The sequence below is a fragment of the Knoellia sp. 3-2P3 genome (assembly GCF_029223115.1).
GTDB lineage: Bacteria > Actinomycetota > Actinomycetes > Actinomycetales > Dermatophilaceae > Pedococcus_A.
This window is the reverse complement of record NZ_JARGZE010000002.1, coordinates 681,483-695,679: the sequence shown is the minus strand read 5'-3', so window position 1 is coordinate 695,679 and position 14,197 is coordinate 681,483. Positions and strand designations below refer to the sequence as shown.

Here is a 14,197-nt window from a genome sequence, read left to right as displayed (position 1 = left end):
GGATACGGGTCGTCAGCCGCGCGCCACCAACGAGGCCGCCTCCTGGCGGGCCGGGCCGTCGGCCTTGGTCGCGAGGTGCTGGAGGTGCTCCGGGATGGGCCTGCCCCATCGGGTCATGGCCTGGGCGTAGAGACGGCCCGCGCGGTAGGACGAGCGCACCAGCGGTCCGGCCATGACGCCCTTGAAGCCGATCTCCTTGGCGAGGTCGCTCCAGTGCACGAACTCCTCGGGCTTGACCCACCGGTCAATCGGGTGGTGCAGCTTCGAGGGGCGCAGGTACTGCGTGATGGTGAGGATGTCGCAGCCGGCGTCGTGCAGGTCGCGCATGGCCTGCTCGATCTCGTGCTCCTCCTCGCCCATACCGAGGATGAGGTTGGACTTGGTGACCAGCTCGGCCTCACGGGCCATGCTCAGCACCCTCAGCGACTTCTCGTAGGTGAAGGCGGGACGGATCTTCCTGAAGATGCGCGGCACGGTCTCGAGGTTGTGGGCGAACACCTCGGGACGGGCGTCGAAGACCTGGCTGACGAGCTCGGGCTTGGCGCCGAAGTCGGGCGGGAGGATCTCGACACCGGTCGTCGGGTTCTGCCGGTGGATCTCGCGGATCGTCTCGGCGTAGAGCCAGGCGGCGCCGTCGGGCTGGTCGTCGCGCGCGACACCGGTGACGGTGGCGTAGCGCAGGTCCATCTGCGCGATCGACTCGGCGACGCGGCGCGGCTCGTCGCGGTCGAGGGGGAGCGGCCGACCGGTGGCGATGTCGCAGAAGTCGCAGCGGCGGGTGCAGATGTCACCGCCGATGAGGAAGGTCGCCTCCCGGTCCTCCCAGCACTCGAAGATGTTGGGGCAGCCGGCCTCCTGGCACACCGTGTGCAGGCCCTCACGCTTGACCATCGAGTGCAGCGACGTGTACTCCGGGCCCATCTTGGCGGTGGTCCGGATCCACGACGGCTTCTTCTCGATCGGCGTCTCGGCGTTGCGCGCCTCGACGCGCAGCAGCCGACGGCCCTCGGGTGCGACAGTCACGAAGACTCCCTTGCCTTCTCCTCGGTGGTGCCCCGACAGCGGGTATGCCGTCGGGCACGGCTGTGCCCGGAGGTCACCGGGCGTCCTTCAAGAGTACGCCTGCGGGAACCGCCGCATTCCCGCGGTCTCCGCCCCCGGCATACGGGTGGAACACCGGCGAGGCCTGTGGTGTTCTGACGGCATGACCGACTCGCTGCGCCTGCAGTTCGGCATGGCCGAGCTCAACTTCGAGCAGCGCAACTACCGCCAGGCCGTGGCGATCCTCGAGGGCATCATCGAGGAGGTGCCGGGCAACGCGGAGGTGCGCACACTGCTCGCGCGCGCGTACTTCCACGCCGCGATGCTCCGCAGCGCCGAGGAGCAGGCCCGGCTGCTCATCGAGCGCTCACCCGTCGACGCGTACGCGCACATCATCCTGGGCCGGTCGCTGCAGCGGCAGAGCCGTCACGACGAGGCCCTCGTCTACCTTCGCGTGGCCGCCGCGCTCACCGGGAACGACGACCTGCTGCCGCAGAGAGGTCAGCCCGGCCAGTAGCCCATGAGGAGGCCCTCGCCCGGGCGCCCGACCCGCGGAAGACCGTGCGGGTGGTCAGGTCGACGGCCGGCCCGACGAGCAACGCGGTGATGACCGTCCCCGGTCCCACTGCCGCGCCCAGCGCCCAGCCGCCCAGCGCTCCGCCGGCCTGGAGCACGGTGTAGCTCCAGCGGAAGGCCAGGGGCGGGTCGAAGGCCAGCGCCGCGGCCTCGGCCGGCCCCGCCCCGGTGCGCGTCGCGAGGTAGCCGGCGACGCCGAGCGTCAGCAGGACGAATGCGGCCGCGAGCTCGGCGAACTGCAGGGCAAGGTCCTCGGGGGAGGGCAGCGCCGGGAGCAGCAGGGCGACGACGCCTCCGACGACGACCGGCTGGACCAGCGTGCCGAGACCCGGGCGGGTGCCGCGGCTCCAGGCCAGGGCGATGAGGGCGACGCCGATCGCGATGTTGACCAGCGCGAAGGAGACCCCGGTGGCCAGGGACAGCCCGGAGACGAGGGAGGAGTAGCCGTCGGAGCCCAGCGCGGCGTCGAGCAGCAGGGCCACTCCGGCGCCGAGGACGACACACGACAGTCCCAGTTGGAGGACCCGGAAGCGCATGCGGGGTTCGACCGGCACGGGACGGTGGTGTCTTCCCGAGCCAGGGGGCTGGGCTCAGGAGGGGTCGAGGACGTCCGCGAGGTGCTTCTCGGCATAGGGGAGGACGTCCTGCACGCTGACGGTGTGCCCGGCCTCCCGGCTGATCGAGCTGACGCCGGCGTCGTCGATGCCGCACGCGATGATGTTGTCGGCCCACGAGAGGTCGGCGTCGCAGTTGAGGGCGAACCCGTGCATCGTCACCTGCCGGCTGACGCGCACGCCGATGGCGCCGAGCTTGCGGTCGGGCCCGCGGTCGTCGGCGAGCACCCACACGCCCGAACGGCCCTCGACGCGCTCGGTCTCGACCCCGAACTCGCGACACACCCGGATCATGACCTCCTCCAGGCGCCGGACGTGGGCGACCACGTCGATCGGCACCCCGTGCAGCCGCACGATGGGGTAGCCGACGAGCTGGCCCGGGCCGTGCCACGTGATGAGGCCCCCGCGGTCAACGTCCACGACGGGGGTGCCGTCGAAGGGGCGCTGGTGGGGCTCGGTGCGCTTGCCGGCGGTGTAGACCGGCGCGTGCTCGAGGAGCAGCACGGTGTCCTCGGCGCCCGCCACGACGTCGGCGTGGACCTCGCGCTGGCGCTCCCAGGCCGACAGGTAGTCCACGAAGTCAGGGGCGAAGCCGAGGTGCTCGAAACGCATGGCGCAAGGGTACGCCCCGCCAATCCGACCGCGGCCGCCCTCCGAATGCCGGTGGGCGGCATCCGCATAGGGTGGTGCTCGCGCGGCTGCAGCCAACCGGACGTGGCCTGACAGAGCTGGGGAGCCTGATGAGATCTCGCTGGGTCGTTCGTCTTGGTGCACTGGTCATGGTGCTGCTGTGGTTCGCGATCGGGGGAGTGGGAGGCCCGCTCGTCGGGAAGCTCTCCGAGGTGCAGAAGAACGACAACGCCTCGTTCCTGCCCGAGGCCGCGGAGTCGACCGAGGTCATGAGCGAGGTGGCCCGGTTCAGCGAGAGCGAGTCACTGCCCTTCGTCATCGTCATGGAGTCCGACGGGAAGGTCACGCCCGAGCAGCAGCAGGCCGCGGCCGACTACGTCACCGCGCTGCCGGACCTCGAGCTCCCGGGTGTCGGCGAGGGCAAGACACTCGGCGACTACCTCACCGAGACACCGCGGGCCGCCATCCCGAGCCAGGACGGCGAGGCCCTGCTGCTCGTCGTGCCGGTCGACGAGGCCACGGCCACGGCGACGGTGGAGGAGACCAGCGCCCTCTTCGAGGCGACCGAGGCGCTGCGGGCCGCGGCCGAGAAGACGCTGGCACCGGTCGGCCTCGCCACCTACGTCACGGGCCCGGGCGGCATCACCGCAGACCTCGTCAACGCCTTCGGCGGCATCGACGGCATTCTGCTGCTGGTCGCCCTCGGCGTCGTCTTCGTCATCCTGCTCGTGGTCTACCGGAGCCCGATCCTGCCCTTCGCCGTGCTCATCACGGCGATCTTCGGCCTGGCCCTGGCGGTCCTGGTGGTCTACCCGCTGGCCGACAACGACGTCATCGGCCTGTCCGGCCAGTCGCAGGGCATCCTCTTCATCCTCGTCGTCGGCGCCGCCACCGACTACGCGCTGCTGCTGGTCTCCCGCTACAAGGAGGAGCTGCACGACCAGGAGAGCACCTGGGCGGCGATGAAGCGGGCCTGGCGCGGGTCGGTGGAGCCGATCGCCGCCAGTGCCGCCACGGTGGTCCTGGGCCTGCTGTGCCTCCTGCTCTCCGATCTGGCCAGCACCTCGGGGCTGGGCCCGGTGGGCGCGCTGGGCATCGTCGGCGCCCTGGTCGCGGCGCTGACCTTCCTTCCCGCCGTCCTGCTGCTGTTCGGGCGGCGCATCTTCTGGCCGGCGGTCCCCCGGGTCGACCACGTCCACAAGGAGGACAAGATCGGCGGGCGCGGCGTGTGGGGCCGCGTGGCCTCGCTGGTCGGCAACCACCCACGACGCACCTGGGTGCTCACCCTGGCGGCCCTGCTGGCCGCGGCGGCGTTCCTGCCCACGTTCAAGGCCGAGGGCATCACGCAGGCCGACACCTTCCTCACCGAGGTGGAGTCCGTCACCGGGCAGGAGGTGCTGGCCAAGCACTTCCCGGCCGGCTCCGGCAGCCCGGTGCAGGTCCTCGCGCCCGAGGCCAAGGCCCAGCAGGTGATCGACGTGCTCTCGAAGGAGGAGGGCGTCAACGAGCCGTATGCCGGGCTGGCACCGGGTGCCCCGCCCAAGGTCGTCGACGGCAACGTCCTCGTGCAGGCGACCCTGACGGCATCGGCCGACAGCCCCGAGGCTGACGACGTGGTGCGGCGGCTGCGCGCCGACCTCGACGCCGTGGGCACCGAGGTGCTCGTGGGGGGACAGACGGCGATGAACGTCGACGTGCGCGACGCCAGCGACCGCGACCTGCGGGTCATCATCCCCGCCATCCTCGCCGTCGTCTTCCTCGTGCTGACCGTGCTGCTCAGGTCGTTCGTGGCGCCGTTGCTGCTTGTCGTCGCCAACGTCATCTCCTTCGCGGCCACGTTGGGCATCTCGGCGCTGGTGTTCAACCACGTGCTCGACTTCCCGGGGGCCGACCCGTCGACGCCGCTCTACGGCTTCGTCTTCCTCGTCGCCCTCGGCATCGACTACTCGATCTTCCTCATGACGCGGGTCCGGGAGGAGGCGACGAGGGTCGGCACCCGCCGAGGGATCCTCGTCGGGCTCGCCGTGACCGGAGGGGTCATCACGAGCGCCGGCATCGTGCTGGCCGCGACGTTCTCCGCCCTGGCCATCCTGCCGCTGCTCTTCCTGGCCCAGATCGCCTTCATCGTGGCCTTCGGCGTGCTGCTCGACACCCTCGTCGTCCGTTCCCTCCTCGTACCGGCACTGGCCTACGACATCGGCCCACGCATCTGGTGGCCGAGCCGGCTCGCCCGTGAGGACCGGCAGCCGGCCTCCCCGGAGGAGAGCGAGGCGACGGCTAGGGTCACCGCATGACGATGCGCGTGGGACTGGCCGGTTACGGCATGGCGGGGCGCGACATCCACGCCCCACTGCTGGTGGACGCAGGGTTCGAGATCGCCGCGGTCTCGACTGCGAACCCCGAGCGACGCGCTGCCGTCGAGACGGACCACCCCGGAGCCGCAGTGGTGCCCGACCTCGAGGCACTCCTCGCCGTGGAGGGCGTCGACCTCGTCGTGCTGGCCACCCCCAGCGGTGACCACGCCGCTCACGCCCTCGCCGTCATCGAGGCGGGGCGTCCCGTGGTCGTCGACAAGCCGCTGGCCGTGCACTCCGACGCGGCCCTCGAGGTCGTCGACGCGGCCCAGCAGGCAGGGGTGCCGCTGACGGTCTTCCAGAACCGGCGCTACGACGCCGAGCACGCCACCCTGGCCGAGGTGGTGCGCTCCGGTGCGATCGGTGACGTCTACCGCGCCGAGCTCCGTTGGGAGCGGTGGCGGCCCGTGCCCAAGCAGCGGTGGCGCGAGCAGGCGGAGCCGGAGCAGGGCGGCGGGATCCTGCTCGACCTGCACTCGCACCTCGTCGACGCCGCAGTGCAGCTGTTCGGCGAGGTCGAGACCGTCTACGCCGAGGTGCACGCGCGCACCACCAACGCCGAGGACGACGCCTTCCTGGCGTGCCGGCACACCTCTGGGGTCGTCACGCACCTGAGCGCCACGTCGGTCGCAGGGGCGCCCGGTCCCCGGGTGCGCGTGCTCGGCAGCCGGGGTGCCTTCCTGCTCAACCAGTTCGAGTCCGAGCCGAACATCTTCTCGGAGCTGCGCGACGACGACGGCTACGCGGGGTGGATCTACCGGGGCGAGGAGCGCGAGCCGGTGGTGCGTCAGCAGTCGCACCAGGCCGACTTCTACCGCGCCGTGGCGGCGGCGCTCACCAGTGACGACCCGGTCGGCAACATGCCCGTCGACCCGCGCGACGCCGTGCACACGGCGGCGGTGATCGACGCTGCCCGCGTGAGTGCCGAGGGCCGCCGCGTCGTCGACGTCATCACCCCCGGCGAGCGGATCGACTAGGCCGGCAACGCGACGGGCCCCGGCAGGTTCGCCCTGCCGGGGCCCGTCGTCAGCCGCCGGTGCCGTCAGGGTGGTGGGATCCCCTGCATCCCTCCACCTCCGCGGGCCGGGCGGACGTCCAGCTCAGCCGCACTCGGCGGTGGTGAAGTTCCCGCCCGGGTTCACGCAGTTGCGGACCATCGAGGCGAAGCCCTTCGGGTCCCAGGCGTTCCAGAAGTCGGCGTGCATCGAGCGGCCGTCGGTCGTGCCCTTCTCGTGGTCGCTCGACAGCTCCACGTCGTCGCCCTTGCCGGTGTACTGGAACTGGATCGTCTCGCGGAGCTGGACGGTCTTGATCGGGAAGCCGGCGGGGCAGGACTTGCCGACCCGGTAGGCGAAGTGCTTGTTGTCACGCGTGTCGCCGACCTCGTCGGGGCTGTGCGAGGGCTTGACCCCGTCCCAGCACGACGGGAAGTCGATGTGGGCGGTGAGGGTCGAGCCGGGGCGTCCGTCGGCCATGGAGCAGTCGGGGACGGACTGCTGCGGGGCGACGTTCTCGAACTGTCCGCAGGTCCAGTTGAACTTCGTGCCGATCAGGCGGACGTCGTCGGGCAGCGGGACGCCCTCACCGAAGTCCTTGAAGTCCCAGCTGCGGTAGTACGCGGTGAAGGCGCGGGTGGGGACGATGGCGCCGGTGTTCTTGTACCTCAGGACGGGAGTCCAGTACCCGGCGGTGTCGGCCGGGTTCTCGCAGTTCGTCCCGCCGTTGCGCAGGTCCTCGTAGTTCGCCGTGTTGGGGTTGGCGAGGGAGAGGAAGCTGTTGTTGCCGAAGAACTGGTGCATGTGGGCGGAGCCCTGGGCGGGCTCGTTGTGGTGCACGATCGGGTCGACGTCGTCGGTGCCCGTGGTCTCCTTGCACTTGATCTTGGCCTTGGCCTGGGACGGCGGTGCCGAGGCGACCGAGGAGACGAAGGCGAGTCCGAATCCGCCCAGCAGAGCCGTCACCAGGGCCATGACGCCAAGCGTCCTCTTCTTGCTGCCGCGGTGACGGCCGACGTGGCGTTGGGGGACAGAGGGCATGCGTGCTGCTCCTAACAGGGGGTGGGTGTCACAGGCCGCGGTGTGCCCCCCGGGGTGGGGGTCGCCAGGGGTCCGGAGCGTCCGCGGCCTGCGCGAAGGTACAAGGAGACATGGGTCACGGGAAAGTAACGGCCCCGCGAGCGATCCTGCGTTTGAGCATGTTTGCGTGAGTCCGTGCGGTCGGGCGGAATCGCCCAAAGGCGTGTGACCTGCGCATTTCGACGACCGGTGTGATCTGCGTCACAAAATGGCATTTCGCCCACATTGCGGGCGTGACCGTGGGCGCCTCAGAGGCGGCGGGGCTCGATGCGTTCCTCGCGCGCGCCGTCGCCGTCCCGGGTGACGACGTAGGCGCCCTTGCCGTCCTGCTCGCTGACGGCTTCGACGAGCTCCGTGCCGTGGTAGACGAGGCCGACGCCGTCATCGGTGCAGTGCGTCGTCGGCAGGGTGCCGTCAGCGACCAGGCGGTGCACCAGCGGGCGGCGGCGCTCCTCGGAGTCGTAGTGCACCCCGTTGCCGTAGGGCAGCAGGCCGAGACCGTTGGTGACCGCGCGCAGCTCCGGGCCGAAGGAGTCGGTCGTACCGCCCAGGAACCAGCAGATCGACCCGGCCGACACACCGGCGAGCACGACGCCCGCCTCCCAGACCCGCCGGAACACCGGCCGCAGGTCGTGCACGTCCCAGACCGCCAGCAGGTTGGCCACCGAGCCGCCGTTGACCCAGACGGCGTCCTGCTCGAGCAGGTGGCCCTCGACGTCGTCGAGGTTCGGCATCGGGAACAGGTTGAGGTTGGTCAGGTCCCAGCCGGCGTGACGCGCCGCCTCCTGCATGTGGTCGCCCCAGTACCGCTGGTCGCCGTTGGCCGTGCCGAGGTGGGTCAGGCGAGGGATGGACCTGGTGGTGCCGGAGAGGTCCATCGCGTGGTGCAGCAGGGCGTTGAACTCGATCTGGATGCGCTCGCCGTAGCGGTAGCCTCCCGACGTCGCCACGATGGTCGGCTGGGGTGCGGGCATGGGGCAGAGCGTAGGCCGCGTGGTTCGCGTCCCGGCAAGAGGGGGCCTGTGGACATCCCGGCGGGGTCGGTCGGCCTCTCGGGCAGGGTGGAGTCCATGGACGCGATGCCTGTGCCGGCCCGCCCCCGGGTGCCCGGCTACGAGCTGCACGAGCGCGTCGCAGCCGGCGGCAGCAGTGTCGTCTGGCGCGCCACGCGCGTCGCCGACGGCACGGTGGTGGCGGTGAAGGTCGTGGTGGCCCACGGTGACGGGGACCGCGCCGTCCGGGAGTCCGTCCTGCTCCGCCGGCTGCCCTTCGAGGGGCTGGTGCGGGTCCATGACGCCTTCTCGCTGCCCGATCACCCCCAGGCAGTGGTCCTGGTGCTCGACTTCGTGGAGGGCGGCTCGCTCGCCGCGGTGCTGCGGGCGCGCGGCCACCTCAGTGCCGGGGAGGCGGTGACGGTGGTGGCCCCGGTGGCCCGGGCGCTGGCCAGCGTGCACGCCGCGGGTGTCGTGCACGCCGACGTGGCGCCCGGCAACGTGCTCCTCGAAAGGAGTGGGCGCCCCCTGCTGGCCGACCTCGGGGTCTCCCGGCTGGCGGTCGAGGCGCCCGCCGAGGTTTACGGCACACCGGGTTTCACCGCCCCCGAGGTCGAGGCCGGTCAGCAGCCCACACCGGCGTCCGACGTGTATGCCGTGGGTGCCCTCGCGTGGGCCTGCGTCACCGGCGAGCCGCCGCCGCCCCTGGGGTTGCGCCGCCCGCTGGCGGGGCTGGCTCCCGGCCTGCCACCGGCCTGGGTGGAGGTGGTCCTGCAGTGCCTGTCGCCGATGCCCGCTGAGCGGCCGGGTGCCGCCGAGGTGGCCCTGCGGCTCTTCGACGCCGCGCCGTGCGAGCCGCTGAGGCTGGTCGCCGGGGACGACGAGGTCTCCCTGATCACGCATCGCCTCCGCAGTGCGCCTCGCGACGAGCCGCCGGCCGCCGAGCCTGCGGGAGGCATGCCGTGGCGACCTCGGCTGTCGCGGCGACTGCAGGGGCCCTCGACGGTCCTCGCCGGACGGCTCGCAGCCGTCGCGCTGCTCCTGCTCACGGTGGGCCTGGCCGGCACGGCCTGGGCCGCGAGCCGGGACGGGGACCCGGCCCCTGCTGCTCGTGCGACAGCACGGTCGGACCCTGCGGCCCCCGACCGGCGCCCGGAGCAGCTCATGCAGGCTCTGGCCGACCTGCGGGCTGCGGTGCTGACGTCGGGCGACCCGGCGATGCTCGGGCAGCTCGACGTCCCTTCCTCGCCTGCCTGGCAGGCCGACGCCCGCCTGCTCCGCGAGATGTCGGGCAGGGGGGAGCGCTACGAGGGCCTGCGCTTCACGGTGCGCTCAGCGCGGCTGGCGACGGCGCAGGGCGAGCGGGCCACGCTGAGGGCGCGCGTCGACACCGAGGCCTACCGTGTCACGGGGCCGGGCAGCGCCCGCACCGCCCGGCCCGCCGAGCCGGGCGGGGAGCTGCTCGTGCGCCTGCGCTGGTCGCCGGGCGGCTGGCTGGTCGAGAGCATCGCGCCGGCCTGAGCCGTGGTCCGGAGCAGGAGCCGCTTTCGTTCCGGGCGGCTCGGTCACTGGTGGGCCAGCAGCCACCCGATGGCCTTGGGGAGGGAGTCGTGCTCGTGCGCGAAGCCGCTCTCGCAGAGCCGTTCGGGCACCACCCGCTGGCTGCCCAGGATGTCGTTGGCGAACTCCCCGAGGTAGAGCCGCACCCCCATGCCCGGCGCCGGCAGCAGGGCGGGGCGGTGCAGCTGCCGGGCGAGCTCGGCGGCGATGTCCTTCTGCCGCGCGGGCGCCGGACCGACCACGTTGACCGGTCCGGTGATCTCCGGGCGGTCGACCAGGAAGGCCAGCGCGCGCACGGTGTCACGCAGGGTGATCCACGGCCAGAACTGCTGGCCGGAGCCCAGCGGCCCGGCGAGCCCGAGCTGGGCCAGCCGCAGCAGCGGCCCCATCGCGCCCGAGCCAGGGGCGAGGACGATGCCGGTGCGGGGGTGCGCCACGGCGAGCCCGGCAGCCCGGGCCGGCTCTGCGGCCGCCTCCCAGGCCCGCACGACCTCCGCGAGGAACCCGTGCCCGCTCTCGGACTTCTCCGTGAGGATCTCGTCACCACGGTCGCTGCCGTAGATGCCGACCGCCGACTGGCTGACCAGCCGGATCGGGTGGTCGGCCTCGGCCAGCGCAGCAGCCAGGGTGTGGGTGCCGTCGACCCGCGAGGCGAAGATCTCCTGCTTGCGGCTCGGCGTCCAGCGCTTCTCGCCGACGTTGGCGCCGGCGAGGTGCACGACGGCGTCGACGTTGGCCAGGGCCGCCGCCTCCAGCTGCCGGTTGCTGGGGTCCCACGTGATCTCGGCGGACGTTCGGGCAGGCCGGCGCACGATGTGCAGGACCTCGTCCCCGCGCTCGCTCAGGAAAGCCGACAGCGCGCTGCCGATCAGTCCCGAGGCCCCGGTGATGGCAACGCGCTGCGGCATTCCTGCTCCTGACCTAGAGGCCCAGCGAGGCCTCGAAGGCCCCCTCCTCCAGGCGGTTCTTCATCGTCGTGAGGAACCGGGCGGCGTCGGCGCCGTCGACGATCCGGTGGTCGTAGGACAGCGCGAGGTACATCATCGAGCGGATCGCGATGGTCTCGCCCCCCTCGGCGTCGGTGACCACGACGGGCCGCTTGACGACCGCGCCGGTCCCGAGGATGCCCACCTGCGGCTGGTTGATGATGGGCGTGTCGAACAACGCACCGCGGCTGCCGGTGTTGGTGAGCGTGAAGGTCCCGCCCGCCAGCTCGTCCGGCGTGATCTTGTTGTTGCGCGTGCGGTCGGCGAGGTCGGCGATGGCACGGGCCAGGCCGGCGATGTTGAGGTCGCCGGCGTTCTTGATCACCGGGACCAGCAGGCCGCGCTCGGTGTCGACCGCCATGCCGAGGTTCTCCTGGCCGTGGTAGGTGATCTGGTCGCCTTCCACGCTGGCGTTCACGTTCGGGTGCGCCTTGAGCGCCTCGACGGCGGCGAGGGCGAAGAACGGCAGGAAGCTCAGCTTGGTGCCCTCACGCCGCTCGAACTCGGACTTCGCCCGGGCCCGCAGCCGCGCGATCTTGGTGACGTCCACCTCGACCACCGTCGTCAGCTGGGCCGACACCTGGAGGGACTCCACCATGCGCGTGGCGATGACCTTGCGCAGGCGGGACATCTTCTCGGTGGTGCCACGCTTCGGGGAGGCGGCGGGAACCGAGGCGGCCGGAGCCGGGGCCTGCGCGGCGGGCGCCGCGGCGGGTGCCGCGGCGGGCTCGGCCGCCTGCTGCGCCGCCCTGGCGGCGTCGAGGACGTCCTGCTTGCGGATACGCCCGCCGACGCCGGTGCCCTGGAGGCTGGCGAGGTCGACGTTGTTCTCCGCTGCGAGCTTGCGCACCAGCGGGGTCACGTAGGCGGAGGCGTCCTCGCCGCCGCGCTCGGCCTGAGCCGGAGCCTGTGCAGGCGCGGGGGCCTGGGTCGGCGCAGGGGCAGCCTGAGCCTGCGGGGCCTGGGCCGGCGCGGCCTGCTCCTCACGCTGCTCGGGCTGGGGGGCCTGCGGCGGGGTGGCCTCCTCCTGCGGAGCCTGCTGCTCCTCCTTCGGCTCGGTGCTGGGCTCCTCCTGAGGAGCCGCGGCCGCGCCGCCGGGGGCGCCGCCGATGACGGCCAGGTCGGCCCCCACGGGGACGGTGTCGTCCTCGCTCACCAGGATCTTGGTGAGCGTGCCGGCGACGGGCGAGGGGATCTCGGTGTCGACCTTGTCGGTCGAGACCTCGAGCAGCGGCTCGTCGACGGCGACCTCGTCACCCTCCGCCTTCAGCCAGCGGGTGACGGTGCCCTCGGTCACGGACTCGCCGAGTGCCGGCATCTTCACGGTCTCGCCGCCGCCCTGGGCCGCGCCGGAGGGCTGCTGCGCCTGCTCCTGCTGGCTACCCTCGGCCTGCGCGCGCTCGGGCTCGGAGGTGGCAGGCTGCTCGGGCTGCTCGGGCTGCTCGGTCGAGGGGGCTTCGGGGGTCGGCGCCTCCTCCGCCTGCGGCTCGGCAGCCGGCTGCTCCTCGCCGCCCTGGCCACCCTGGTCGCCGGAGGGCGCGGCGCCGTCGCCGATCACCGCGAGGTCTGCGCCGACCGGCACGGTGTCGTCCTCGTTCACGAGGATCTCCTGCAGCACACCGGCGACAGGGGAGGGGATCTCGGTGTCGACCTTGTCGGTGGAGACCTCGAGCAGCGGCTCGTCGACCTCCACGGTGTCGCCGACGTTCTTCAGCCAGCGCGTCACAGTGCCTTCGGTGACCGACTCACCCAGGGCCGGCATGGTCACGCGTTCAGACATGGGCTCTTATCTCCTTGTTGTTCTTCGCTGGCTTCAGGCGTGCACGTGGAGGGGCTTTCCGGCCAGGGCCAGGTGCGCCTCTCCCAGCGCTTCGTTCTGGGTCGGGTGGGCGTGGATCAGGCTGGCGACGTCGGAGGGCAGTGCCTCCCAGTTGTAGATCAGCTGGGCCTCGCCGACCTGCTCGCCCATGCGGGCGCCGATCATGTGGACCCCGACCACCGGGCCGTCCTTCTCGCGGATGAGCTTGACGAAGCCCTGGGTCTGCAGGATCTGGGACTTGCCGTTGCCGCCGAGGTTGTACTCGAAGACGTCCACCTCGCCGTACCTCTCGCGCGCCTGCGCCTCGGTGAGGCCGACCGAGGCGATCTCGGGGTCGCAGTAGGTGACCCGCGGGATGCCGAGCTCGTCGATGCGTGCGGGGGCGAGACCGGCGATCTCCTCGGCGACGAAGATGCCCTGGGCGAACCCACGGTGCGCGAGCTGCAGACCGGGCACGATGTCGCCGACGGCGTATACGCCGGGCACGCCGGTGCGGCAGCGCTCGTCGGCCACGACGTAGCCGCGGTCGAGGCGCACACCCGCCTCCTCGTACCCGAGGCCCTCGGTCACGGGACCACGGCCGACGGCCACCAGCAGCAGGTCGGCCTCGATGCTCTCACCGCCCTCGAGGGCGACGGTCACCGTGTCGCCGCTCTGCGTGGCCCCCTCGAACCTCACGCCGGTGCGGAAGGCGATCTTGCGCTTGCGGAAGCTGCGCTCGAGCTGCTTGGAGACGGACTCGTCCTCGGCCGCGACGAGGCGGGGGAGCGCCTCGACGATGGTGACCTCGGAGCCGAAGCTCTTGAAGACCGAGGCGAACTCGACGCCGATGACGCCACCGCCGAGGACGACCACGCGCGGGGGCACGAAGTCGAGCACGAGGGCCTGCTCGCTGGTCATGATCCGGCCGGAGATCTCCAGGCCGGGCAGGGACTTGGCGTAGGAGCCGGTGGCGAGCACGACGTTCCTGCCGGTCAGCCGGCGGCCGGCGACCTCCACGGTGTTGGGGGCGACGAGTCGCCCCTCGCCCTCGACGTACTCGACGGACCGCGACTTCACCAGGCCCTGGAGACCCTTGTGCAGCCGGCTCACGACGCCGTCCTTGTAGCGGTTCACGCCGCTCATGTCGATGGACTCGAACGTCGTCTTCACGCCGAACTTCTCGCCCTCGCGGGCGCTGTCGGCCACCTCCGCCGCGTGCAGCAGCGCCTTGGTCGGGATGCAGCCCTGGTGCAGGCAGGTGCCCCCGAGCTTCGACTTCTCGACGAGCGCGACGCTGAGCCCGAGCTCGGCGCCGCGGAGGGCGCACGCGTAGCCGCCGCTGCCGCCTCCGAGAACCACGATGTCGAAGGTCTTCTCGGCATCAGCCGACATACGTCTCGCTCCTAGCGTGTGTCGCGTGAACGGTCTGCCGGCCGCTCACCCGGCAGGTCGATGCCGCGGCGCAAAACCGACTTGGGTGCATCTTGTCACTCTTTGCTCGCGCAGGCGCAAGCAGGTCCCACCATGGCCACGGCGTGCCGGCAGCGGTGGCGGCGTGGCCGCGACAC

General features: G+C 72.0%; 12 protein-coding genes. 4 read left to right on the top strand and 8 right to left on the bottom strand.

Annotated elements, in window-relative coordinates:
- Window positions 1-12: 12 nt before the first annotated feature.
- Window positions 13-1,023: a lipoyl synthase gene (lipA, locus tag P0Y31_RS08775; protein WP_275868386.1), complete on the bottom strand. Its 1,011-nt coding sequence runs from the start codon at window positions 1,021-1,023 to the stop codon at window positions 13-15.
- Between the two features lie 181 nt (window positions 1,024-1,204).
- On the opposite strand from lipA, the gene P0Y31_RS08770 reads away from it, so the two are divergent.
- Window positions 1,205-1,558, top strand: coding sequence for a tetratricopeptide repeat protein (locus tag P0Y31_RS08770; RefSeq protein ID WP_275868384.1), 354 nt, complete (start codon window positions 1,205-1,207; stop codon window positions 1,556-1,558).
- On the opposite strand, the gene P0Y31_RS08765 is transcribed toward P0Y31_RS08770, so the two are convergent.
- Window positions 1,509-2,171, bottom strand: coding sequence for a hypothetical protein (locus P0Y31_RS08765; protein WP_275868382.1), 663 nt, complete (start codon window positions 2,169-2,171; stop codon window positions 1,509-1,511). The two genes, P0Y31_RS08770 and P0Y31_RS08765, sit on opposite strands and share 50 nt — an antisense overlap.
- A 36-nt stretch (window positions 2,172-2,207) precedes the next feature.
- Window positions 2,208-2,843 (bottom strand): lipoyl(octanoyl) transferase LipB, encoded by a 636-nt coding sequence (lipB, locus tag P0Y31_RS08760; RefSeq protein WP_275868381.1) that lies wholly within the window; start codon window positions 2,841-2,843, stop codon window positions 2,208-2,210.
- A gap of 128 nt (window positions 2,844-2,971) precedes the next feature.
- Here lipB and P0Y31_RS08755 point away from each other — a divergent pair, with 128 nt between their 5' ends.
- Both P0Y31_RS08755 and P0Y31_RS08750 read left to right on the top strand, forming a co-directional pair.
- Window positions 2,972-5,155 (top strand): MMPL family transporter, encoded by a 2,184-nt coding sequence (locus tag P0Y31_RS08755; RefSeq protein WP_275868379.1) that lies wholly within the window; start codon window positions 2,972-2,974, stop codon window positions 5,153-5,155.
- Window positions 5,152-6,192 carry a Gfo/Idh/MocA family oxidoreductase gene (locus P0Y31_RS08750; protein ID WP_275868377.1) on the top strand — a complete coding sequence of 347 codons (1,041 nt, stop codon included), beginning with the start codon at window positions 5,152-5,154 and terminating at the stop codon, window positions 6,190-6,192. Before P0Y31_RS08755 ends, P0Y31_RS08750 begins: the two co-directional genes overlap by 4 nt.
- Window positions 6,193-6,315: 123 nt before the next feature.
- Here the strand turns inward: P0Y31_RS08750 and P0Y31_RS08745 are convergent, their stop codons facing one another.
- Complete coding sequence (locus P0Y31_RS08745) at window positions 6,316-7,251, bottom strand: DUF1996 domain-containing protein (protein ID WP_275868375.1); 936 nt, start codon at window positions 7,249-7,251, stop codon at window positions 6,316-6,318.
- A 287-nt stretch (window positions 7,252-7,538) separates the two neighbouring features.
- Window positions 7,539-8,264, bottom strand: coding sequence for a peptidase E (locus P0Y31_RS08740; protein ID WP_275868373.1), 726 nt, complete (start codon window positions 8,262-8,264; stop codon window positions 7,539-7,541).
- A gap of 96 nt (window positions 8,265-8,360) precedes the next feature.
- Between P0Y31_RS08740 and P0Y31_RS08735 the strand changes: the two genes are divergently transcribed.
- Entirely contained in the window at window positions 8,361-9,803 is a 1,443-nt protein-coding gene (locus P0Y31_RS08735; protein ID WP_275868371.1) for a serine/threonine-protein kinase, read from the top strand.
- 44 nt (window positions 9,804-9,847) lie between these two features.
- Here P0Y31_RS08735 and P0Y31_RS08730 read toward each other — a convergent pair whose 3' ends face one another.
- The 3 genes from P0Y31_RS08730 to lpdA are packed head-to-tail and all read right to left on the bottom strand — an operon-like array spanning window position 9,848 to window position 14,021.
- Window positions 9,848-10,750: a TIGR01777 family oxidoreductase gene (locus P0Y31_RS08730; protein WP_275868369.1), complete on the bottom strand. Its 903-nt coding sequence runs from the start codon at window positions 10,748-10,750 to the stop codon at window positions 9,848-9,850.
- A 13-nt stretch (window positions 10,751-10,763) separates the two neighbouring features.
- Window positions 10,764-12,608 (bottom strand): 2-oxoglutarate dehydrogenase, E2 component, dihydrolipoamide succinyltransferase, encoded by a 1,845-nt coding sequence (gene sucB, locus P0Y31_RS08725; RefSeq protein WP_275868368.1) that lies wholly within the window; start codon window positions 12,606-12,608, stop codon window positions 10,764-10,766.
- A gap of 33 nt (window positions 12,609-12,641) precedes the next feature.
- Window positions 12,642-14,021 (bottom strand): dihydrolipoyl dehydrogenase, encoded by a 1,380-nt coding sequence (gene lpdA / locus P0Y31_RS08720; RefSeq protein ID WP_275868366.1) that lies wholly within the window; start codon window positions 14,019-14,021, stop codon window positions 12,642-12,644.
- Between the last annotated feature and the right edge of the window lie 176 nt (window positions 14,022-14,197).